This is a genomic window from Mycolicibacterium grossiae (assembly GCF_008329645.1).
Classification (GTDB): Bacteria; Actinomycetota; Actinomycetes; order Mycobacteriales; family Mycobacteriaceae; genus Mycobacterium; species Mycobacterium grossiae.
On sequence record NZ_CP043474.1, the window covers coordinates 702596 to 723943 of the forward strand.

A 21348-nucleotide genomic window follows, 5' to 3' on the forward strand; every position below is an offset into this window, starting at 1 on the left:
GTAGTGCCTGCCCTGGGCGTCCCGGCACGACCGCGGGGACCGCTGGGCTCGTCAGCACGCTCGTTCGTCGCGTTCGGGGCGCCGCCCGCAGCCGTCGGTGTGAGTTCTCGGTGGTGCGTCGCACGCCGGTGACTACGCTCACATCCATGACCGAGTCGCACACCGAAGCCCCGTCCTCGTACGCGCCGTCGGCGGAGTTCGCGGCCACCGCCAATGCCACGTCCGACCTCTACGATCGGGCCGAGGCCGACCGGCTGGCGTTCTGGGGCGAGCAGGCGAACCGATTGGCCTGGGAGACACCATTCTCCGACGTCCTCGACTGGTCGGAGGCGCCGTTCGCCAAGTGGTTCGTCGGCGGCCGGCTGAACGTCGCCTACAACTGCGTGGACCGCCACGTCGAGGCCGGCAACGGCGACCGCGTCGCCATCCACTGGGTGGGCGAGCCGGTCGACGACCAGCGCACCATCACCTACGCCCAGCTCAAGGACGAGGTGTGCAAGGCCGCCAACGCCTTCACCGAACTGGGACTGACGGCCGGTGACCGCGTCGCGATCTACATGCCGATGGTGCCCGAGGCGATCGTCTCGATGCTCGCGTGCGCGCGGCTGGGCGTCATGCACAGCGTCGTGTTCGCCGGCTTCTCCGCCTCCGCGCTGCGCGCCCGCATCGAGGACGCCGAGGCGAAGATGGTCATCACCACCGACGGCCAGTACCGCCGCGGCAAGGCCGCCTCGCTCAAGGAGGCCGTCGACGAGGCGGTGGGCGGGCTCACGACCGCCGAGGGAGGTCCCGTCGAGCACGTCGTGGTGGTGCGGCGCACCGGCATCGACACCCCGTGGACCGAGGGCCGCGACATGTGGTGGCACGACGCGGTCGACGCGGCGTCACCCGACCACGAACCCGAGGCCTTCGACGCCGAGCAGCCGCTGTTCCTGCTGTACACGTCCGGCACGACCGGCAAGCCGAAGGGCATCGTGCACACCAGCGGCGGCTACTTGGTGCAGTCCAGCTACACCCACTACAACGTGTTCGACGTCAAGCCGGAGTCGGACGTGTACTGGTGCACCGCCGACATCGGCTGGGTGACCGGCCACACCTACATCGTCTACGGACCGCTGTCGAACGGTGTCACCCAGGTGGTCTACGAGGGCACGCCCAGCTCGCCCGACGAACATCGGCACTTCCAGATCATCGAGTCGCTCGGCGTGACGATCTACTACACCGCGCCGACGCTGATCCGCACGTTCATGAAGTGGGGCCGCCAGATCGCGGGCGAGCACGACCTGTCCAGCCTGCGCCTGCTCGGCTCGGTCGGCGAACCCATCAACCCCGAGGCATGGCGCTGGTACCGCACGGTGTTCGGCGCCGACGCGACGCCGATCGTCGACACGTGGTGGCAGACCGAGACCGGCTCGATCATGATCTCCCCGCTGCCCGGCGTCACCCACGCCAAGCCCGGCTCGGCGATGACGCCGCTGCCCGGCATCTCGGCGATGATCGTCGACGACGACGGCAACCAGCTGACACCGGGGACCGACCACGGCGAACAGACCAGCGGCTACCTCGTGCTTGACAAGCCGTGGCCGTCCATGCTGCGCGGCATCTGGGGTGACCCGGAGCGCTTCAAGGAGACCTACTGGTCGCGCTTCGCCCAGCAGGGGTGGTACTTCGCCGGCGACGGCGCCCGCTACGGCAGCGACGGCGAGATCTGGGTCCTGGGCCGCATCGACGACGTGATGAACGTATCGGGGCACCGCATCTCGACCGCCGAGGTGGAGTCCGCACTCGTCGGGCACTCCGGTGTCGCCGAGGCCGCGGTGGTCGGTGCGAGCGACGATCAGACCGGCCAGGCGATCTGCGCGTTCGTGATCCTCAAGTCCAGCGCCCACGGCGGCTCCGAGGGGATGGTCGAGGAACTGCGCGCCGAGGTGGCCAAGGAGATCTCCCCGATCGCCAAGCCGCGCGAAATCCACGTCGTACCAGAGCTTCCCAAGACCCGCAGCGGCAAGATCATGCGGCGGCTGCTGCGCGACGTCGCCGAGGGTCGCGAACTCGGCGACACCTCAACGCTGGTCGATCCCAGTGTGTTCGAGGCGATCCGGGCCAGCAAGTAGCGGCGCCAGACGGCTGCCGGCGACTCAGGCGGCCGGCGACTCAGGCAGCCGGCGAGGAGCCGACCGGGACGAAGCCCGAACCCGGTCGGTTTTTCGCGGTGATGTCGGCGAGCACCGCGTTGATCGACATGGTGACCGCCGGGGTGTGCAGCGGGACGTACTTCACGACGCAGGTCGGCAGTTCCTGGCTGAACGCGCCGTGGATCATGCCGACGAGTCGGTTGTTCACCGTCACCGGGGCGCCGGAGTCCCCGGGCTGACCGCAGACCTGGTTGACGATCGTCCCCGGCTCCTTGCCCGGCCCCCACGTGACGCCGCAGGAGTAGCCCGTGGTGCGGCCCAGCTTGCAGGCGACCTCGCCGAAGGACGGGTCGGGACCGATGCCGTCGATCTGGAAGCCGTCGACGTTGTCGACCGGCGCCACCAGTGCGCGGTCGAACTGGATGACGGCGTAGTCGAGGCCGTCGTTGCCGGCCACCATCGTGCCGAGGACGCCGCGGTCCTCGGCGGCTTCCGCCGAGACCTGTGCGCCCGGTCCGCCGCAGTGCGCGGACGTGAAGCCGATGAGGTTGCCGCGGTCGTCGTTGCCGATCGCGGTCAGCGTGCAGAAGGTGTCGCCGTTGACGACGATGCCCGATCCCCCGCCGAGCGGGACGGGGTCGGCGGCCTGGGCGGGAACGGCGAGGACGACGGTCGCGACCATCATCACCAGTGCCGACGCGACGGCGCCGAGGGTCTTTCGTGCAGCGGCGTACCAGCGGTGTGTCAACTGCATCCCCAATGTCTGCCCCGACGGGCGTTTCGCGAAACTCGGCCAGTCTATCGTCGGCCGGAATCGTTGAGCCGGTCACGACATGGCAACATGATCCGCAGTGACGACCCGACCGCGGGAGGACGTGCCCCATGAGTAGTGCCGACCGGAAGAACGGCGTGCCGACGACGGTGGCGTCGATCCCGCTGGTGGATCCGCATGCCCCGAAGGCGGACCCGTCGATCGGCGACCTGGTCAAGGACGCGACGGCGCAGGTGTCGACGCTGGTGCGCGCCGAGGTCGAACTGGCCAAGGCCGAGATCACCCGCGACGTCAAGAAGGGGCTCACCGGCAGCGTCTTCTTCATCCTCGCGCTGGTGGTGCTGTTCTACTCGACGTTCTTCTTCTTCTTCTTCATCGGCGAGCTGCTCGACCTGTGGCTGGTGAAGTGGGCGGCGTACCTGATCGTGTTCGGGCTGATGGTGCTGACCACGGCGCTGTTCGCGTTCCTCGGCTACCTGAAGGTGCGCAAGATCCGCGGGCCGCGGGAGACCATCGCCTCGGTCAAGGAGACCAAGGAGGCGCTGACCCCGGGCGGGGACAAGCCCCGCTCGGCCATCGCGGGCCCGCCGGCGTCGACGACTGATCCGTCGGGCTGGTAGTGGCCCGGGGCCGCGGCGGCGACCGTCGACCGCCGCCCGACCCGTCGATCACCCGCATCGACGGTCCCTGGCGTCATCTCGAGGTGCACGCCAACGGAATTCGCTTCCACGTCGTAGAAGCGAACAGGGTCGAAGCACACCCGGTCGAAGCACACTCCACCGGCGCACCCCTGCGCACCGCCGACGGTGAGCGTCCCCTGGTCATCCTGCTGCACGGCTTCGCGTCGTTCTGGTGGTCCTGGCGGCATCAGCTGCGTGGGCTGCGCGGCGCGCGGGTGGTGGCGATCGACCTGCGCGGCTACGGCGGCAGCGACAAACCGCCCCGCGGCTACGACGGCTGGACCCTGGCCGGTGACACCGCCGGTCTGGTCCGCGCGCTCGGGCACGACAAGGCGACGCTGATCGGCCACGCCGACGGCGGGCTGGTGTGCTGGGCGACCTCCGTGCTGCATCCGCGCGTGGTGCGGTCCATCGCGCTGGTGAGTTCGCCGCACCCGGCGGCCCTGCGCGCGTCGACGCTGCGTCGGCGCGACCAGGGCCGCGCACTGCTGCCGTGGATGCTGCGCTACCAGGTGCCGTTCTGGCCGGAGCGGCGGCTGGTCCGCGACGACGGTGCCGAACTCGAGACGCTGGTGCGTGCCCGGTCCAGCACGACATGGCAAGGCTCCGAAGACTTCTCGGCGTCGATGCGACACCTGCGCCGGGCCATCCAGATCCCGTTCGCGGCGCACTCGGCGCTGGAGTATCAGCGCTGGGCGGTGCGCGGGCAGCTGCGCAGCGAGGGACACCGCTTCATGAGGTCGATGAAGCAGCCGCTCACCGTGCCGGTGCTGCACCTGCGCGGCGACGCCGACCCCTACGTCCTGGCCGATCCGGTGATCCGGACGCAGCGCTGGGCGCCGCACGGGCGGTACGTGTCGATCGCGGGCGCCGGGCACTTCGCCCACGAGGAGGCGCCGGAGGCCGTCAACGCACAGTTCGGCCGGTTCCTCGACGGCGTGTACGGCGCCTAGGAGATGCAGGCGCCCGTCGGGACGGGTGTCGAGCTGCCGACGCGGGCCATCTGCTTGGCCACCTCGTTGGCGGTGAGCACGAATCCGGTGTCGGCGTCGTCGACGGCCGCGCCGAACACGACCCCCAACACGCGCCCGTCGCGGTCGATCAGCGGGCCGCCCGAATTGCCCTGCCGCACGGTGCCTCTGATGGTGTAGACCTCGCGGGTCACCGTCGTGGTGTGGTAGATGTCGGGCCCGTTGAGCTGGATGATCTCTCGGATCCGGGCCGGGGTGGACGTGAAGTCGCCGCCACCGGGATAGCCGAGCACGACGGCGTCGGTGCCGGACTGCGCCTCCACCATGTCGAAGGTCAACGGCGGCGAGGGCAGGTTCGGCACGTCCAGGATCGAGATGTCGGCGTTGGGGTCGTAGGACACCACGGTCGCGTCGTAGCTCTGTCCGTCCGCCTCCACGGTCACGGTTTCCGAGCCGGCGACGACGTGCGCATTCGACATCACGCGGTTCGGCGCGACGACGAATCCGCTGCCCTCGAGCACCTTCTGGCAGCTGTTGGCGACACCGCGGATCTTCAGCACCGACGGGCGGGTGTTGGCGACCACCGGGTCGGTGGCGAGCCCGGCGTCCGGGACGTCGACGTTGGCGATCGGGGTCCGGCCGAAGGGCTGCAGGACGTCCGGCAGACCGGAGGTGTCCAGCAGCGCCGAGAGCCGGGTCGGCACGCGCTGCAGCCACGCCGGCGCGACGTCGTTCACCTGGGCCAGCACCCGCGAACCCCGCACGGCAGCAGCCAGATTCGGCTGGTCCGACGAGGTGAGCGGGGTGGCGAGCAGCCACGCGGCGATGAGCACGGCCACCAGTTGCAGGGCCACGCCGACGACGGAGTCGAACACCCGCAGCGTCCCGTTGCGGATCGCGCCGCGCACGGCCCGCCCGAGGACCACGCCGGCGATCTCGCCGATGACCACCAGGCCGAGGATGAGGAACAGCGTGACGAACAGCTTGGTGCGCGCCCCGTCCACGTGGCTCACCACGTGCGGCGCCAGCAGGATGCCGGCCACCGCGCCGAGGATCACCCCGACGAAGGACAGCAACGAGCCCAACGCCCCCGACCGCCAGCCGGAGACGGCGGCGACGAAGGCGACGGCGAGTACGGCCGCGTCCAGCCACTGAGAGGAAGTCATCGTTGGTCCTCACCGTAGCCGCTGGTGGCCCGGACGAGCGCCATTGCGCCGTCCAGTTCGCGTACGTCGTCGGTGTCCCACGGCCGTGCCCATCCCGCGACGTCGAGCAGGGCGGAGATGACCTGCCCGGTGAAACCCCACACCAGCATCTGGTTGAGCAGGAAGGCCGGACCGGCGTACCGACGTGACCGCTCCTTGCGGTACACCATCAGCCGGTTCTCCGGGTTGGTGAAGGCGCGCACCGGCACCCGCGCCACGATGGCGGTCTCGCCGGGGCTGACGACGCCGACCGGTCCGGGGTCGGGCGAGTAGGCGAGGACGGGGACGACGTGGAACCCGGACGGCGGGATGAAGATGCGGTCGAGGACGGCCAGCGGGGTCAGCCGGGTGACGTCGATCCCCGTCTCCTCCTCGGCCTCGCGCAACGCGGTGGCCACCGGCCCGGTGTCCTCGGGGTCACTGGCACCGCCGGGGAACGCGGCCTGCCCGGCATGGTTGCGCAGTGTCGACGCCCGCACGGTCAGCAGCAGGTCGGCGTCGTCGGGCAGGCCGTCCCCGGCGGCGTCGCGCGGCCCGGAGAACAGCACCAGGACCGATGCGTCGCGGCGGGTGCCCGCCACGGTGGCCGCGGTGCTCGCGACCCGGAACGCGGCCCGCACGTCGGCGGGGACGTGCCGGTACTGCGCGGCCGAGACCTCGTCGACGCCGTCGAGAAGAGGACGCAGCCAGGCCGGCGCCGCGTCGGGGACCAAGCGGTCCGCGTCGGGTTCCGCGCTCAACCGGGTGCTCCGATCCGTGGATTCACCGCCTCCGCGACCTCGTCGGCAGTGGCGAACGACCGGGGCAGGATCTCGGCAACGCTACCGTCCGCGCGCAGGACGACCGTCGCGGGCATCACGTTGGGGACCCGCAGTGCGGCGGCCACCAGGCGGCGGCCGTCCTGCAGTGTCGGGAGGTGCACGCCCAGCTCGGCGAGCCGCAGCAGCGCCGCGGTCTCGTTCTCGTCCTGGTGCACCGTCAGCACGCTGACCGCCGAGCCCATGCGGCGCTGGTACTCCGCCATGGCGGGCAGCTCGTCGGCGCACGGTCCGCACCAGTAGGCCCAGAGGTTCAGCACCGTCGCCCGGCCCGCCACCGCCCGTGCGACGTCGACGGGCGACCCGTCCCCCGCGCACTCCAGGGTGATGCCGCTCAGCGGGGCCGGACCTCCGCCGGTGCCGGGTGCCGGGCAGGGCGTCAGTGCGGCGTCGGCCCGAGGTCCGGCGAGTGCCTGCGGGGTGTCGGCGTCGCGGTGGTCGCGAGCGACGTCCGCCGATGCCGGACCAGTCACCGGGTCGGGGGTGTCGAGTTCGCGCCAGAAGGCGAAGCCGAGCCCGAGGAAGACCACCAGGACCACCACGGTCCACCGGGCGGTGGTGGTCATGCCTCCAGCCCGGCCAGCGCCAGCAGGTGCTCGGTCTCCGGACCCTTGACGAGCACGGCCGCGGTGGCCGGGTCGGTGGGCCCGGCGCCGAAGGACGGGCAGTCCTTGGCCAGCACGCACACTCCGCACGCGGGCTTGCGCGCGTGACACACCCGACGGCCGTGGAAGATGACGCGGTGGCTGAGCACGGTCCATTCCTTGCGCTCGATCAGCTCGCCGACCGCGTGCTCCACCTTCACCGGATCCTCCAGCTCGGTCCACCGCCAGCGGCGGACCAGCCGACCGAAGTGGGTGTCGACGGTGATCCCGGGGATGTCGAAGGCGTTGCCCAGCACGACGTTGGCGGTCTTGCGGCCGATCCCGGGCAGCGTGACGAGTTCGTCCAGGGTGCGCGGGACCTCGCCGTCGAAGCGCTCCACCAGTTCCTGGCCGAGCCGCATCAGCGACGTGGCCTTGTTGCGGTAGAAGCCCGTGGGCCGGATCAGCTCCTCGAGTTCGGCACGGTCGGCGCCGGCGTAGTCGACCGCGGTGCGGTAGCGCGCGAACAACGCCGGCGTCGTCAGGTTGACCCGCTTGTCGGTGCTCTGCGCCGACAGGATGGTCGCCACGGTGAGTTCGAGCGGGTTGGTGAAGTCGAGTTCGCAGTAGACGTGTGGAAACGCCTGTGCGAGTGTGCGGTTCATGCGTCGGGCGCGCCGGGTCAAGCCCAGGTGCGTCTCGGTCGACCACTTCTTCTCCGGCGCCGCCTTGCTCGCCGTCGCACGTGCTGCCACGCAGTTCAGCGTACTGATGGGGACCGACGATCGACGTGGCGGACCGGTGGCATTTCGTGATCCCGCTGAGACCTTGGCCGTGTTTACTTCAGCGTTGTGTCGTGGTTGCTCGTCGCCCTCATCCCAGCATTGCTGATGCTGGCGACCTTCGGGCTCGACCGCCTCGAGGCGGGCCTGGTCGACGACGCCGTCTCCCCGGCCGACGTGGCCGCCGCGCTGGAGCAGGCGCGGGCCGACTGCGCGAAGCCGCCGGCGCCGCGGGCCGACGGCGCGCACCACGGTGTGGGCGACGACGGGGACGACCTCGACTACGACGACTTCGAGCCCTTCTCCGGCCGGTTCACCGAGTACGCGATGAGCGATTCGGCGTCGGCTCTGCCCACGCGGATCTACGTCCATCACCGGACGAATCCCGAATTTCGGCCGACTCGGCACGCCGATCGTGTGTAGCGTTGGCTCGTTGCGAAACGGCCAACGACTAGACTGAATTCGCTGTTCGGCCCGCTGGGCCTGCGCGTGTCATATCACCCAAGAACATAAGGGGAAACGTGGACGAGATCCTGGCGAGGGCCGGAATCATCCAGGGAGTCGAACCAGCTGCGGTCTCCGCGCTGACCAAGGAACTCCAACCCGTCGACTTTCCGCGTGGGCACACGGTGTTCGCCGAAGGCGAGCCCGGCGACCGGCTGTACATCATCATCTCCGGCAAGGTGAAGATCGGGCGGCGCTCGCCCGACGGCCGGGAGAACCTGCTGACCATCATGGGTCCGTCGGACATGTTCGGCGAGCTGTCGATCTTCGATCCCGGGCCGCGGACGTCGAGCGCGACCACCATCACCGAGGTGCGCGCGGTCGCGATGAACCGCGACGCGCTCAAGGCGTGGATCAAGGACCGCCCCGAGATCGCCGACCAGCTGCTGCGCGTGCTGGCTCGCCGGCTCCGCCGCACCAACAACAACCTGGCCGACCTCATCTTCACCGACGTGCCCGGCCGCGTCGCCAAGCAGCTGCTGCAGCTGGCTCAGCGCTTCGGCACCCAGGAGGGCGGCTCGCTGCGCGTGACGCACGACCTGACCCAGGAGGAGATCGCCCAGCTCGTCGGCGCCTCGCGCGAGACGGTGAACAAGGCGCTCGCCGACTTCGCCCACCGCGGCTGGATCCGGCTCGAGGGCAAGAGCGTGCTGATCAGCGACTCCGAGCGCCTGGCCCGCCGCGCCCGCTAGCGATTTCGGCGCGCAGTCGTTCGCTGAGCGACGGTTACCGCGCCGAAATCACCCGCGCAGGTAGTTCAGCTGCGCCTGTACCGACCACTCCGCGTGGTCCCAGAGCTTCTCGTCGACGTCGGTGTAGACGTCCTCGACGATCTGCCGCGCGGTGGCGTCCTCACCGAGCCGGCGCAGCGCGTCGCGCACCTGCTCGAGCCGTTCCTCGCGGTGTGCGAGATAGGTGGCCGTGACCGCGGCCAGATCCGGCAGGTCGGGGCCGTGCCCGGGCAGCACCCGGCGGTCCCCGAGTCCCTGGAGCCGGCGCAGCGATTCGAGGTAGTCGCGCAGGCTGCCGTCCTCGTTGTCGATGACGGTGGTGCCGCGGCCCAGGACGGTGTCGGCGGTCAGCACCGCGTCGGGCAGCACGAACGACAGCGAGTCCGCGGTGTGCCCGGGTGTCGCGAGCACCGTGATGCGCAGACCGGCGGCGTCGATCACCTCGCCGTCGGTGAGCGGACCGCCGAGACCTCGCAGGAAGCCGCTGCCCACGGCGCGCACGACCGCTCCAGTGCGGTCGACGAGGGCGTCGATGCCGTCGGTGTGGTCACCGTGCTTGTGGCTGATCAGCACCAGCGCGATCCTGCCGAGCGCGGCGATCCGGTCGACGTGCGCGACGTCGTCGGGACCGGGGTCGACGATCACCAGCTCGTCGCTGCCCGGCGCCCGCAGCACCCAAGTGTTGGTGCCCTCGAGGGTCATCATGCCGGGGTTGTCGCACAGCAGCACCGAGGCCGTCTCGGTCACCCGGCGCACGGTGCCGTACGCGGGATGCTCGAGCGCCCCGGCCGAGGTCACGAGACCTCTACCTGATCGTCGCTCACGCGACCTCGACGACGATCTCGACCTCCACCGGCGCGTTGCGCGGCAGCTCGGACACCCCGACCGCCGACCGGGCGTGCGCGCCCGCATCGCCGAAGACCTCGCCGAACAGTTCCGACGCCCCGTTGATCACGTCGGGCTGACCGCCGAAGCCGGGCGCGGACGCCACGAAGCCGACGACCTTGACCACGCGGACCACCGCGTCGATGCCGACGAGCGCGTGCACGGCCGCCAGGGCGTTCAGACCGCACGTCCGCGCCAGCGCCTTCGCCTCCTCGGCGTCGACGTCCGCGCCGACCTTCCCGGTGGCCACCAGTTCGCCGCCGACGATCGGCAGCTGCCCCGCGGTGTACACCAAATCGCCGGTCCGCACGGCGGGCACGTAGGCCGCCAGCGGCGCCACCACCTCGGGGAGCTCGATGCCGAGGTCGGCGAGCCGCTCCGACCAGCTGCTGGGCGCCGGGCCCCCGGTCACTTCGGTCGCTTGAGGTACGCGACGTGCTGCTCGCCGGTGGGGCCGGGCAGCACCGACACCAGCTCCCAGCCGTCCTCGCCCCACTGGTCGAGAATCTGCTTCGTCGCGTGGGTCAGCAGCGGCACCGTCGAGTACTCCCATTTGGTCACGTCGCTCATGCGCCCGAGCTTATCGGGCACCGGATCCCGTGTGGCTAGCATGCAGGAGTGACCACAGAGCCGTCGTCCACCAGCAATCGCAGCGCGGTCGGCTGGCCCGCCCGGCTGACCAAGGCCCGCCTGCACTTCGTCACCGGCAAGGGCGGCACCGGCAAGTCGACCATCGCCGCGGCGCTCGCACTCGCGCTGGCCGCGGGCGGACGCAAGGTGCTGCTGGTCGAGGTGGAGGGCCGGCAGGGCATCGCCCAGCTCTTCGACGTGCCGCCGCTGCCCTACGAAGAGGTCAAGATCGCCACCGCCGAGGGCGGCGGCCAGGTGAACGCGCTGGCGATCGACACCGAGGCGGCGTTCCTCGAATACCTCGACATGTTCTACAACCTGGGCCTCGCCGGCCGGGCGATGCGCCGCATCGGCGCCGTCGAGTTCGCCACCACCATCGCGCCGGGTCTGCGCGACGTGCTGCTGACGGGCAAGATCCGCGAGATCGTCACGCGCGGCGACAAGCCGGACAAGACCGGCAAGCACCCCCGCTACGACGCCGTGGTGGTCGACTCCCCACCCACCGGCCGCATCGCCCGGTTCCTCGACGTGACGAAGGCCGTCTCCGACCTCGCCAAGGGCGGCCCCGTCCACGGCCAGGCCGAGAGCGTCGTCAAGGTGCTGCACTCCGACCTGACCGCCATCCACCTCGTCACGCTGCTCGAGGCGCTGCCCATCCAGGAGACCGTCGAGGCCATCGACGAACTGCGCGAACTCGACCTGCCCATCGGCAGCGTCATCGTCAACCGCAACATCCCGGCCTACCTCGACGCCGACGACCTCACCAAGGCCGCCGACGGCGTCGTCGACGCCGACGCCGTCCGCGTCGGCCTCCAGAAGGCCGGAATCACGTTGTCCGACACTGATTTCGCGGGTCTGCTGACCGAGACGATCCAGCACGCGACGCGCATCGCGGCCCGCGCCGAGAGCGCCGAGCAACTCGACCGGATCGACGTGCCGCGGCTCGCGCTGCCGGCGCTGCGTGACGGCGTCGATCTGGGCAGCCTCTACGAACTCGCCGAAGAACTCACCCAGCAGGGAGTCCGATGATGAGCACCGCCCCGCGCGCGCTGGACATGCACGCGATCCTCTCCGACCGCTCCAACCGCGTCGTGGTGTGTTGCGGCGCAGGCGGTGTCGGCAAGACGACCACCGCCGCGGCGATGGCGTTGCGGGCCGCGGAGTACGGCCGCACCGTGGTGGTGCTGACGATCGACCCGGCCAAGCGGCTCGCGCAGGCGCTCGGCATCCAGAGCCTCGGCAACACTCCGCAGCGGGTGCCGCTGGCACCGGAGGTGCCCGGCGAACTGCACGCGATGATGCTCGACATGCGTCGCACGTTCGACGAGATGGTGGTGCAGTACTCCGGCCCCGAGCGGGCCGACGCCATCCTGGAGAACCAGTTCTACCAAACCGTGGCCACGTCCCTCGCCGGCACGCAGGAGTACATGGCCATGGAGAAGCTGGGTCAGCTGCTGGGTGAGGACAAGTGGGACCTGGTGGTGGTCGACACGCCGCCGTCGCGCAATGCCCTGGACTTCCTCGACGCCCCCAAGCGGCTCGGCAGCTTCATGGACAGCCGGCTGTGGAAGCTGCTGCTGGCGCCCGGGCGTGGCATCGGCAAGCTGGTGACCGGCGCCGTGGGCCTGGCGATGAAGGCGATGTCGACCGTGCTCGGTTCGCAGATGCTGTCCGACGCAGCGGGATTCGTCCAGTCGCTGGACGCGACCTTCGGCGGTTTCCGGGAGAAGGCCGACCGCACCTACGAGCTGCTCAAGCGCCGCGGCACCCAGTTCGTCGTGGTGTCGGCGGCCGAACCGGACGCGCTGCGCGAGGCATCGTTCTTCGTCGACCGGCTCTCCCAGGAACGGATGCCGCTCGCGGGTCTGATCCTCAACCGCACGCACCCGATGCTGTCCGACCTGACGCCGGATCGCGCCCGCGACGCCGCGGACGGCGCGGCATCCGGCGACCCGCTCACCGCGGCGGTGCTGCGGATCCACGCGGACCGGGCGATGACCGCCAAGCGCGAGGTGCGGCTGCTGTCGCGGTTCACCGGCGCGAACCCGAGCGTCGCCATCGTGGGCGTGCCGTCACTGCCGTTCGACGTCTCCGACCTCGAGGCGCTGCGCGCCATTGCCGATCAGATCACCGGCGACACCGACGCCGCCTGAGGCGGTGCCGCGCTCAGACCGCGCTGCGGTGCTTGCGCTGCGTCGTGAAGAACTCGGCCCAGGAGACGACCTCGGGATGCTGCTTGAGCAGGGCCCGGCGCTGACGCTCGGTCATGCCACCCCACACGCCGAACTCCACGCGGTTGTCGAGCGCATCGGCGCCACACTCCGCGATCACGGGGCAGTGCCGGCAGATGACGGCCGCCTTGCGCTGGGCGGCGCCGCGGACGAACAACTCATCGGGATCTGCCTGCCGGCATCTGGCCTGGGACACCCAGGCGATGCGGGCCTCGGCCTCGGCACCCTGGATGACTCCAGCGACCGGGGAACAAGTGGTGGTCTTACGCGCCGCGGGCCGAGTTGCTGACACCTGCGATCCCTCCGTCCAGCCGCCGTTGCTTCGACGGGCCTTCTCAGGTGTAGAAAGCTTGTGCGATCTACGCCACATTGCGTCCAGTAGTGTTATCTAGATCGCACTGTGTGTCCAAGCTAGGTGGTCACAGGGGTTTTGCGCAACAGTCAAATCACGATTTTCTGGGACGACCGTGCCGTCAATCGGCCTCTGCCGCCGCACCGCGTCGCGCAGCCCGTCCCACCGGCGTCGATTCGCCACGACACCGCGTGATTGCCACACCCCCGCCGCGGTGCGGCAGCGGGCTCCCGCCGTCGTGGCAGTCCGGCCTTGGCGACCTCGCTAGTCTGTAACCCATGCCCGAGCACCCGCCGACACGACCGCCGACTGCGGTCACGGTGATCAAGCTGGCCTGGTGCTGCCTTCTGGCCAGCGTCATCGCGGCGGCACTGATGTTCCCCGTCATCGGCGGGATCGGCCTCGCGTCGAACCGCGCGTCCGACGTCGTCGCCAACGGATCGGCACAGCTCGTCGAGGGCGAGGTACCCGCCGTCTCGACCATGACCGACGCCGCGGGCAACCCGATCGCATGGCTCTACAACCAGCGCCGCTTCGAGGTGCCCAGCGAGCAGATCGCCAACACCATGAAGCTCGCGATCGTCTCCATCGAGGACAAGCGCTTCGCCGACCACAACGGCGTCGACTGGCAAGGCACCCTGACCGGCCTGTCCGGCTACCTGTCCGGCGCCGCCGACACCCGCGGCGGATCGACCATCGAGCAGCAGTACATCAAGAACTATCAGCTGCTGGTGGTCGCCCAGACCGAGGCGGAGAAACGCGCGGCGATCGAGACGACGCCCGCGCGCAAGCTGCGCGAGATCCGCATGGCGCTGACGCTCGACAAGACGTTCACCAAGCCCGAGATCCTCACGCGCTACCTGAACCTGGTGTCGTTCGGCAACGGGGCCTTCGGCGTCCAGGACGCCGCCCAGACCTACTTCGGCATCGACGCCTCGGCGCTGAACTGGCAGCAGGCCGCCCTGCTCGCCGGCATGGTGCAATCCACCAGCACCCTGAACCCGTACACCAACCCCGACGGCGCCCTGGCCCGGCGGAACCTGGTCCTCGACACGATGATTCAGAACGTTCCGCAGGAGGCCGAGGCGCTTCGGGCGGCCAAGGAGCAGCCGCTGGGCGTGCTGCCGCAGCCGCAGGAACTGCCGCGCGGCTGCATCGCCGCCGGTGACCGCGCCTTCTTCTGCGACTACGTGCTCGAGTACCTGGCCCGCGCCGGCATCAGCAAGGAGCAGGTCGCCAAGGGTGGCTACCTGATCCGCACCACGCTCGACCCGAACGTGCAGGCGCAGGTCAAGTCGTCGATCGACGGCATCGCCGCGCCCGACCTCGACGGCGTGGCCAGCGTGATGAGCGTGATCAAGCCCGGCAAGACGTCGCACCCCGTGGTCGCGATGGCGAGCAACCGCACCTACGGCCTCAACCTCGATGCCGGCGAGACCATGCAGCCGCAGCCGTTCTCCCTCGTCGGTGACGGCGCCGGTTCGATCTTCAAGGTCTTCACGGTCGCGGCGGCGCTCGACATGGGCATGGGCATCAACGCCCAGCTCGACGCCCCCGGCCGTTTCGAGGCGAAGGGCCTGGGCAGCGGCGGCGCGAAGGGCTGCCCACCCGCCACCTGGTGCGTGCAGAACGCCGGCAACTACCGCGGCCAGATGAGCGTGACCGACGCGTTGGCCACCTCCCCCAACACGGCGTTCGCGAAGCTGATCTCCCAGATCGGGGTGCAGCGGACCGTCGACATGGCCGTCAAGCTCGGGCTGCGCTCCTACGCGCTGCCCGGCACCGCCCGCGACTACGACCCGCAGAGCAACGAGAGCCTCGCCGACTTCGTCAAGCGGCAGAACCTCGGCTCCTTCACCCTCGGCCCCATCGAGGTCAACGCGCTGGAGCTGTCCAACGTCGCCGCCACGCTCGGATCGAACGGGGTCTGGTGCCCGCCGAACCCGATCGACAAGGTCTTCGACCGCCGCGGCCAAGAGGTGTCGGTGACCACCGAGACCTGTGAGCAGGTGGTCCCCGAAGGTCTCGCCAACACTCTGGCCAACGCCATGAGCAAGGACGACACCGGCTCCGGCACCGCGGCCGGCTCGGCGGGCTCGGTGGGCTGGACGCTGCCGATGTCGGGCAAGACGGGGACCACCGAGGCGCACCGCTCGTCGGGCTTCCTCGGCTTCACCAACGAGTTCGCCGCAGCCAACTACATCTACGACGACTCGACCAGCCCCGGTGAGCTGTGCTCGTTCCCGCTGCGTCAGTGCGGATCCGGCGACCTGTTCGGCGGCAACGAGCCGGCGCGGACGTGGTTCACGGCGATGAAGCCGATCACGCCGGACACCGTGGCGCTGCCCCCGACCGATCCCCGTTACGTCGACGGCTCGCCCGGCTCGAGGGTGCCCAGCATCGCGGGCATGTCCGAGGGTCTGGCGCGGCAGCGCCTGCGCGAGGCCGGGTTCCAGGTCGCCGACCAGTCCACCCCGGTGAACAGCTCGTCGTCGGCGGGCACGGTCGTCGGGACGTCGCCGTCCGGCCAGACCATCCCGGGCGCCATCATCACGATCCAGGTGAGCAACGGCATCGCGCCGCCGCCCCCGCCACCGCCGGCGGGCATCCCGATTCCGGGGCTGGACCCGAACGCCCCGCCGCCCGAGGTCGGGTCGACGGTGGTGAACATCCCGGGCCTGCCGCCGATCACCGTGCCGGTGCTCGGCCCCCCGCCGCCTCCCCCGCCGCCGTGACGGTCCCCTCGGTGGTGACGCCGCAATCCCGCAGTGGTGACGGCGCTGCAATGGTGACGGCATTGCAATGGTGACGGCACTGCCGGATTGGTGACGCCCCGCTCGGAGAAGCGGTCAGCGTCCGGCTGCCGCAGTAAGCTGCGTACATGTCCGCCTCCACCTCGGTCATGAAGACGTCGGTCAGGAAGAATTCGGCCGTGCTGAACTCGGCCGTGGCCGCCGCAGGCACGCTGGTCGCGGGGCTCGCCTACGGCTCGCTCATCGAACGCAACGCCTACGTCGTGCGCGAGGTGACGATGCCGGTGCTCACCCCCGGGTCGTCGCCGCTGCGCGTCCTGCACCTGTCCGACTTCCACATGCGCCCGGGTCAGCGTCGCAAGCAGGGGTGGCTGCGGGACCTCGCGCGGTGGAGCCCCGACCTGGTGGTCAACACCGGCGACAACCTCGCCCACCCGAAGGCCGTGCCCGCGGTCGTGCAGGCCATGGGTGACCTGCTGTCGGTACCCGGGCTCTTCGTGTTCGGCAGCAACGACTACTTCGGGCCCAAGCCGAAGAACCCGACGAGCTACCTGTTCGACAAGTCCAAGCGCGTCACGGGTGCACCGCTGCCGTGGCAGGACCTGCGCGCGGCGTTCACCGAGCGCGGCTGGCTGGACATGACGCACACCCGCCGGGAGATCGACGTCAACGGCCTGGTGATCGCCGCGGCCGGCGTCGACGATCCGCACCTGGTCCGCGACCGCTACGACACCATCGCGGGACGACCCAACCCGGCCGCCAACCTCTCCCTCGGCATCACCCACGCGCCGTACGTGCGCGTGCTGGACCGGTTCGCCGCCGACGGCTACCAGCTCGTGATGGCCGGGCACACCCACGGCGGGCAGCTGTGCCTGCCGTTCCGCGGCGCCGTGGTGACCAACTGCGACCTCGACCCGTCGCGCGCCAAGGGGGCGTCGCGGTGGGGCTCCTCGATGCAATTGCACGTGTCGGCCGGCATCGGCACCTCGCCGTACGCCCCGGTGCGGTTCTGCTGCCGCCCCGAGGCCACCCTGCTGACCCTCGTCGCGGCGCCCACCGGCGGCGGACGCGCAGGAAGCAAGGCGGGCGTCTCGCAGCCCACCGTCTCGGCGCGGTGACGGCACGCGGGTCGATCGCCTCGCGTTCCCGGCCACGCGCCTGGGTGGACGACGCCATCCGGCTGATCGAGGCCGACGCCCGCCGCAGCGCGGACACGCACCTGCTGCGGTATCCGCTGCCGTCGGCGTGGAGCGGTCCCGACGCCGACGTACAGCTGTACCTCAAGGACGAGACCACGCACATCACCGGCAGCCTCAAGCACCGGTTGGCGCGGTCGCTGTTCCTCTACGGGCTCTGCAACGGCTGGATCGACGAGAACACCACCGTCATCGAAGCGTCGTCCGGGTCGACGGCGGTGTCCGAGGCGTACTTCGCCGCCATGCTCGACCTGCCGTTCATCGCGGTCATGCCGTCATCGACCAGCGCGACGAAGATCGCGCTCATCGAATCCCAAGGCGGGCGGTGCCACTTCGTCGCCGACGCCGCGCAGGTCTACGCGGAGGCCGAGCGTCTCGCCGAGGAGACCGGCGGCCACTACCTCGATCAATTCACCAACGCCGAGCGGGCCACCGACTGGCGCGGCAACAATAACATCGCCGAGTCGATCTACGACCAGATGCGCTACGAGACCCACCCCTGCCCGGACTGGATCGTGGTCGGTGCGGGTACCGGCGGCACCAGCGCGACGATCGGCCGCTTCATCCGCTACCGGCGCCATCGGACCCAGCTGTGCGTCGTGGATCCGGAGAACTCCGCGTTCTTCCCGTCCTACGCCCAGGGCCGCGACGTCAACGGGTCGTCGTCGCGCATCGAGGGGATCGGGCGGCCGCGCGTCGAGCCGTCGTTCCTGCCCGAGGTGGTCGACCGCATGGTCCAGGTGCCCGATCGGGCGTCCGTCGCCGCCGCCCACCACGTCAGCGCGGTGTTGGGCCGACGCGTCGGACCCTCGACGGGCACCAACGTATGGGGCGCCTTTGGGCTGATTGCCGAGATGGTGGCGGCGGGACGTAGCGGATCGGTCGTCACGCTGATCGCCGACAGCGGCGATCGCTACGCCGACACCTACTTCGACGCCGCGTGGCTCACCAGTTCCGGGCTGGATCCGTCGGAGTCGTTGGCAACGCTCGCCGCGTTCGAGACGTCCGGCGCCTGGCCGTCGTAGCCGCCGTCGGCCTCGTACTTCCTGTCCTGCTTGCGCCCCACGGCGTCCGAGGTCAGGAACAACCACAGCGCCGCAAGGCCGAAGAAACCACCGTAGAGAGCCGCTCCCAAGCCGGTCATCGAAGTTCTCCTCTTCCGCAACGTGCGGTGTGCACGTCTTCGTTGATCATCCGAACGTCGCCGACGGTCTCGTTTCATCCCACGCCGCGCGGTGATCGAATGGTGACCTGCCGCATCTGACGTCTCCGCCGGCTCGTCGCGCGTCCGCGTCGATGCCTACGGTTACCCGTTGCGTCCTGCAGGTACACGCCCGCGAGGAGGCGTTTGGCTTCCGATGCCCCCGGTGCGATACGCTGTCGTGGCTTTCAGCGGGGTGTGGCGCAGCTTGGTAGCGCGCTTCGTTCGGGACGAAGAGGTCGTGGGTTCGAATCCCGCCACCCCGACTCGTGTGATCGCAGGTGAGAGGCCCTGACCGGTTATCCGGTTCAGGGCCTTCATCCTCTCCAGTCCGCAGCTGGTCCGCAGCAGCCCAGAGAGACTTACTTCTGGCGGCATCCAAAGCCGTAGAAACCTGCTCGAGGTCGTCCGGGAACAAGTCCGCGTACGTGTCCAGCGTGAGGACCGCCGAAGCGATCGTCCAGGGGGTGGTTCATGACTGGCCTGACTATGGGTGGTCAGGTGCTCTGCAGGCTGCCATCAAACGCTGGTATCTGACCGGGGCTCGCTTTCCCGCCGACGTGGCCACGGGACCGGTGTGAGGAGTTCGCGGCGAGCCACGCGGACGAGGACGCCCTCCTTCTCACAACCTCATTGGATGATCTTGCCGACACCGTCGCAGATCGCTACGTGCGCGACCACGGAGTTCTTCCGCATCGTGACGACGCGAAGTCCTTGCTTGCGGCAGCGCGACGAGACGTGCTCGACGAGCTGGAGCTCCGCTTCGCGGTCGACCTTCCCGCAGAGATTGCCGCGTTGACAGCACACGCATTGGGCAGGGCAGACGGCAGTCTCACCGCGTGCAGGCCGACACAGCGGCGCCAGGGCAGCCCGCTGCGCCACCACCGCGCCAGGTGACGCTGAACGGGTTCAGGTGCGATACGGATCGACAGCTCTGGCGAGATCACGCGCCGCCGTCAGGGTGGGTCGGTCGAGGTCTTTACGTTGCGCCCGCTCCGTGAGCCTCGCCAACACCAGGCGCAGCGCTTGTTCGTCCCGACACGCGATGTCGGCGGCGTCGAGCCCGGTTACCGGCACGGGTTCATCCGATTGCAACGCTTCACATGCGGCGGCTGAAACGGCTCGCGGGACCTCGATGACGTGGATGGGCGTGCCATGGCGCTCAGCGGCCATGCGGGCCGCAGACGAGTCACGCCGGCACGTGTCCGAGCAGTAGAGCCGGCGGCGTCCGCGACGTGGTCGGTCTTCAGGATCCAGCATCAGCGCATTGCATCGCACACACCGCGGCCATTCCGTGCCTGCGCGGTCGCCGCCCGTATGCGCCTGCGAAGCATCTGGTTTCACAACGTTGCCGCGTAGCAGCGCGCGCAGCTTCCTGACGTCGACGCCGACCAGTTCCGCGATCGCCGCCAGCGTCTCGCCGCGATCTCGCATCGCCGTGATCGACGTGCGTGCATCCGCGAAGTAGCGGCCGCGTCTGCTCTGTGCCTCTGTCTTCACTTGTTGACGTGCCTGCGCGATGCGACGGCTTTCCCATTCGGTTGCGTCCACCAAGGTGGTGTACGAGTCGGACCTGATCAGCGGTACCGGCGTGTCGTAGCCGAATGATTGAAGGTCATCGCGTGATTCTTCGAGAGACCGACCAAAGTTTCTCGAGCAAAGGAACCGACGCGATGACCACTGCCCACAATATCGACCTGCCCACCGTGCTGGCCGAACGACTCACCACCGCCCATCCCGACGTGCTGCGCGAGCTGCTCGCCACATTCATCCACACCCTGATGGGCGCTGAGGCCGACGCCCTGTGCGGCGCCGGATACGGCGAACGCAGCACCGAGCGCACCAACTCCCGCAACGGCTACCGGCACCGCCAATTCGACACCCGCGCAGGCTCATTGGATCTCGCGATCCCGAAGCTGCGCCACGGCTCCTACTTCCCGGACTGGCTGCTGGAACGCCGCAAACGCGCCGAACGGGCTCTGACCACGGTAGTCGCGACCTGCTACCTGCTGGGGGTCTCGACGCGGCGGATGGACAAGCTGGTGGAGACCCTGGGGATCACGTCGCTGTCGAAGTCCCAGGTCAGCGTGATGGCTAAGGAACTCGACGCCGCCGTCGAAGCCTTCCGCACCCGGCCCTTGGACGCCGGCCCGTACACGTTCGTGGCCGCCGACGCCCTGGTGCTCAAGGTCCGCGAGGGCGGGCGGGTGGTCAACGTGCACGCCCTGATCGCGGTCGGGGTCAACGCCGAGGGCCATCGCGAAATCCTGGGTATTGACGTCAGTACCGCCGAGGACGGAGCGGGCTGGTTGACGTTCTGGCGGTCGCTGACCGCCCGCGGCCTGTCCGGGGTCAAATTGGTCACCAGCGACGCCCATGCCGGGCTGGTAGCGGCCATTGGGGCGACGCTGCCCGGGGCGGCCTGGCAGCGGTGCAGAACGCATTACACGACCAACCTGATGGCCGTCACTCCCAAGTCGTCGTGGCCGTGGGTCCGGACATTGTTGCATTCGGTGTTCGATCAACCAGACGCTGAATCGGTTGCTGCGCAATATGATCGGATCATCGAGGCCCTCGCGGACAAGCTCCCCAAGGTCGCCGACCACCTGGAAGAAGCCCGGGCGGACCTGCTGGCGTTCACTGCGTTTCCCAAGCAGATCTGGCGCCAGATCTGGAGCAACAACCCCCAGGAACGCCTCAACAAGGAGATCCGCCGACGCACCGACGTCGTCGGCATCTTCCCCGACCGAAACGCTCTGATCCGCCTCGTCGGCGCCGTCCTGGCCGAACAACACGACGAATGGGCAGAATCGCGGCGCTACCTCGGCCTCGACGTCCTCAGCAAATCACGCACCGTCAACGACACACCGACAGAACAGGAGGCCACCCCAGCGGCACTGACCGCCTGACCCAACTAC

At 69.7% G+C, this 21348-nt stretch carries 21 protein-coding genes and 1 tRNA gene; 12 read left to right on the forward strand and 10 right to left on the reverse strand.

Features of this window, described 5'->3' with window-relative positions; genetic code table 11:
• The first annotated feature begins 146 nt into the window (after positions 1-146).
• Positions 147-2114, forward strand: coding sequence for an acetate--CoA ligase (acs, locus tag FZ046_RS03470; RefSeq protein ID WP_149484183.1), 1968 nt, complete (start codon positions 147-149; stop codon positions 2112-2114).
• Positions 2115-2154: 40 nt separating this feature from the next.
• Here the strand turns inward: acs and FZ046_RS03475 are convergent, their stop codons facing one another.
• Positions 2155-2820 (reverse strand): chymotrypsin family serine protease, encoded by a 666-nt coding sequence (locus FZ046_RS03475; protein ID WP_070353075.1) that lies wholly within the window; start codon positions 2818-2820, stop codon positions 2155-2157.
• A gap of 197 nt (positions 2821-3017) precedes the next feature.
• On the opposite strand from FZ046_RS03475, the gene FZ046_RS03480 reads away from it, so the two are divergent.
• Together FZ046_RS03480 and FZ046_RS03485 are read left to right on the forward strand one after the other, a co-directional pair.
• Positions 3018-3527, forward strand: coding sequence for a phage holin family protein (locus tag FZ046_RS03480; RefSeq protein ID WP_070353048.1), 510 nt, complete (start codon positions 3018-3020; stop codon positions 3525-3527).
• Positions 3527-4540: an alpha/beta fold hydrolase gene (locus FZ046_RS03485; RefSeq protein ID WP_070353049.1), complete on the forward strand. Its 1014-nt coding sequence runs from the start codon at positions 3527-3529 to the stop codon at positions 4538-4540. Before FZ046_RS03480 ends, FZ046_RS03485 begins: the two co-directional genes overlap by 1 nt.
• Here FZ046_RS03485 and marP read toward each other — a convergent pair.
• The 4 genes from marP to nth are packed head-to-tail and all read right to left on the reverse strand — an operon-like array spanning position 4537 to position 7929.
• The gene (marP, locus tag FZ046_RS03490) at positions 4537-5724 is read right to left on the reverse strand and encodes an acid resistance serine protease MarP (RefSeq protein WP_070353050.1); all 1188 of its coding nucleotides are present in this window, start codon (positions 5722-5724) and stop codon (positions 4537-4539) included. The two genes, FZ046_RS03485 and marP, sit on opposite strands and share 4 nt — an antisense overlap.
• Entirely contained in the window at positions 5721-6503 is a 783-nt protein-coding gene (locus FZ046_RS03495) for an NUDIX hydrolase (protein WP_070353051.1), read from the reverse strand. The genes marP and FZ046_RS03495 overlap by 4 nt, the downstream gene beginning before the upstream one ends.
• The gene (locus tag FZ046_RS03500) at positions 6500-7147 is read right to left on the reverse strand and encodes a TlpA family protein disulfide reductase (protein WP_070353052.1); all 648 of its coding nucleotides are present in this window, start codon (positions 7145-7147) and stop codon (positions 6500-6502) included. The genes FZ046_RS03495 and FZ046_RS03500 overlap by 4 nt, the downstream gene beginning before the upstream one ends.
• Entirely contained in the window at positions 7144-7929 is a 786-nt protein-coding gene (gene nth / locus FZ046_RS03505; protein ID WP_070353076.1) for an endonuclease III, read from the reverse strand. Before nth ends, FZ046_RS03500 begins: the two co-directional genes overlap by 4 nt.
• An 87-nt stretch (positions 7930-8016) precedes the next feature.
• Between nth and FZ046_RS03510 the strand changes: the two genes are divergently transcribed.
• Both FZ046_RS03510 and FZ046_RS03515 read left to right on the forward strand, forming a co-directional pair.
• Positions 8017-8370, forward strand: coding sequence for a hypothetical protein (locus tag FZ046_RS03510; protein WP_070353077.1), 354 nt, complete (start codon positions 8017-8019; stop codon positions 8368-8370).
• A 98-nt stretch (positions 8371-8468) separates the two neighbouring features.
• A complete protein-coding gene (locus tag FZ046_RS03515) occupies positions 8469-9143 on the forward strand; it encodes a Crp/Fnr family transcriptional regulator (RefSeq protein ID WP_149484184.1) in 675 nt (224 codons plus the stop codon).
• Between the two features lie 48 nt (positions 9144-9191).
• Here FZ046_RS03515 and FZ046_RS03520 read toward each other — a convergent pair whose 3' ends face one another.
• From FZ046_RS03520 to FZ046_RS03530, 3 genes are read right to left on the reverse strand one after another with little or no spacing between them, the layout of a single operon-like run.
• Entirely contained in the window at positions 9192-9980 is a 789-nt protein-coding gene (locus FZ046_RS03520) for an MBL fold metallo-hydrolase (RefSeq protein ID WP_070353054.1), read from the reverse strand.
• Positions 9981-10002: 22 nt separating this feature from the next.
• A complete protein-coding gene (locus tag FZ046_RS03525; protein WP_070353055.1) occupies positions 10003-10479 on the reverse strand; it encodes a RidA family protein in 477 nt (158 codons plus the stop codon).
• Positions 10476-10637, reverse strand: a complete 162-nt coding sequence (locus FZ046_RS03530) for a Sp36 family protein (protein WP_099045897.1) — start codon at positions 10635-10637, stop codon at positions 10476-10478. Before FZ046_RS03530 ends, FZ046_RS03525 begins: the two co-directional genes overlap by 4 nt.
• Positions 10638-10685: 48 nt before the next feature.
• Between FZ046_RS03530 and FZ046_RS03535 the strand changes: the two genes are divergently transcribed.
• Both FZ046_RS03535 and FZ046_RS03540 read left to right on the forward strand, forming a co-directional pair.
• The gene (locus tag FZ046_RS03535; RefSeq protein ID WP_070353056.1) at positions 10686-11726 is read left to right on the forward strand and encodes an ATPase BagA; all 1041 of its coding nucleotides are present in this window, start codon (positions 10686-10688) and stop codon (positions 11724-11726) included.
• Positions 11726-12850: an ATPase BagB gene (locus FZ046_RS03540; protein WP_070353078.1), complete on the forward strand. Its 1125-nt coding sequence runs from the start codon at positions 11726-11728 to the stop codon at positions 12848-12850. Before FZ046_RS03535 ends, FZ046_RS03540 begins: the two co-directional genes overlap by 1 nt.
• A gap of 13 nt (positions 12851-12863) precedes the next feature.
• Here FZ046_RS03540 and FZ046_RS03545 read toward each other — a convergent pair whose 3' ends face one another.
• On the reverse strand, positions 12864-13220 hold the full coding sequence (locus FZ046_RS03545) for a WhiB family transcriptional regulator (protein ID WP_070353057.1): 357 nt from the start codon (positions 13218-13220) through the stop codon (positions 12864-12866).
• A gap of 338 nt (positions 13221-13558) precedes the next feature.
• Between FZ046_RS03545 and ponA2 the strand changes: the two genes are divergently transcribed.
• From ponA2 to FZ046_RS03570, 4 genes are all read left to right on the forward strand, one after another.
• Entirely contained in the window at positions 13559-16015 is a 2457-nt protein-coding gene (gene ponA2 / locus FZ046_RS03550) for a transglycosylase/D,D-transpeptidase PonA2 (RefSeq protein WP_070353058.1), read from the forward strand.
• 167 nt (positions 16016-16182) lie between these two features.
• Positions 16183-17151 (forward strand): metallophosphoesterase, encoded by a 969-nt coding sequence (locus FZ046_RS03555; RefSeq protein ID WP_070353079.1) that lies wholly within the window; start codon positions 16183-16185, stop codon positions 17149-17151.
• Positions 17148-18254 (forward strand): L-cysteine desulfhydrase Cds1, encoded by a 1107-nt coding sequence (gene cds1, locus FZ046_RS03560; RefSeq protein ID WP_070353059.1) that lies wholly within the window; start codon positions 17148-17150, stop codon positions 18252-18254. The genes FZ046_RS03555 and cds1 overlap by 4 nt, the downstream gene beginning before the upstream one ends.
• Positions 18255-18622: 368 nt before the next feature.
• Positions 18623-18696 (forward strand) — tRNA-Pro (locus FZ046_RS03570).
• 643 nt (positions 18697-19339) lie between these two features.
• Here FZ046_RS03570 and FZ046_RS03575 read toward each other — a convergent pair.
• Positions 19340-19981: a hypothetical protein gene (locus FZ046_RS03575; protein WP_149484185.1), complete on the reverse strand. Its 642-nt coding sequence runs from the start codon at positions 19979-19981 to the stop codon at positions 19340-19342.
• Positions 19982-20103: 122 nt separating this feature from the next.
• Between FZ046_RS03575 and FZ046_RS03580 the strand changes: the two genes are divergently transcribed.
• Entirely contained in the window at positions 20104-21339 is a 1236-nt protein-coding gene (locus FZ046_RS03580; RefSeq protein ID WP_070356446.1) for an IS256 family transposase, read from the forward strand.
• The last annotated feature ends 9 nt before the right edge of the window (positions 21340-21348 follow it).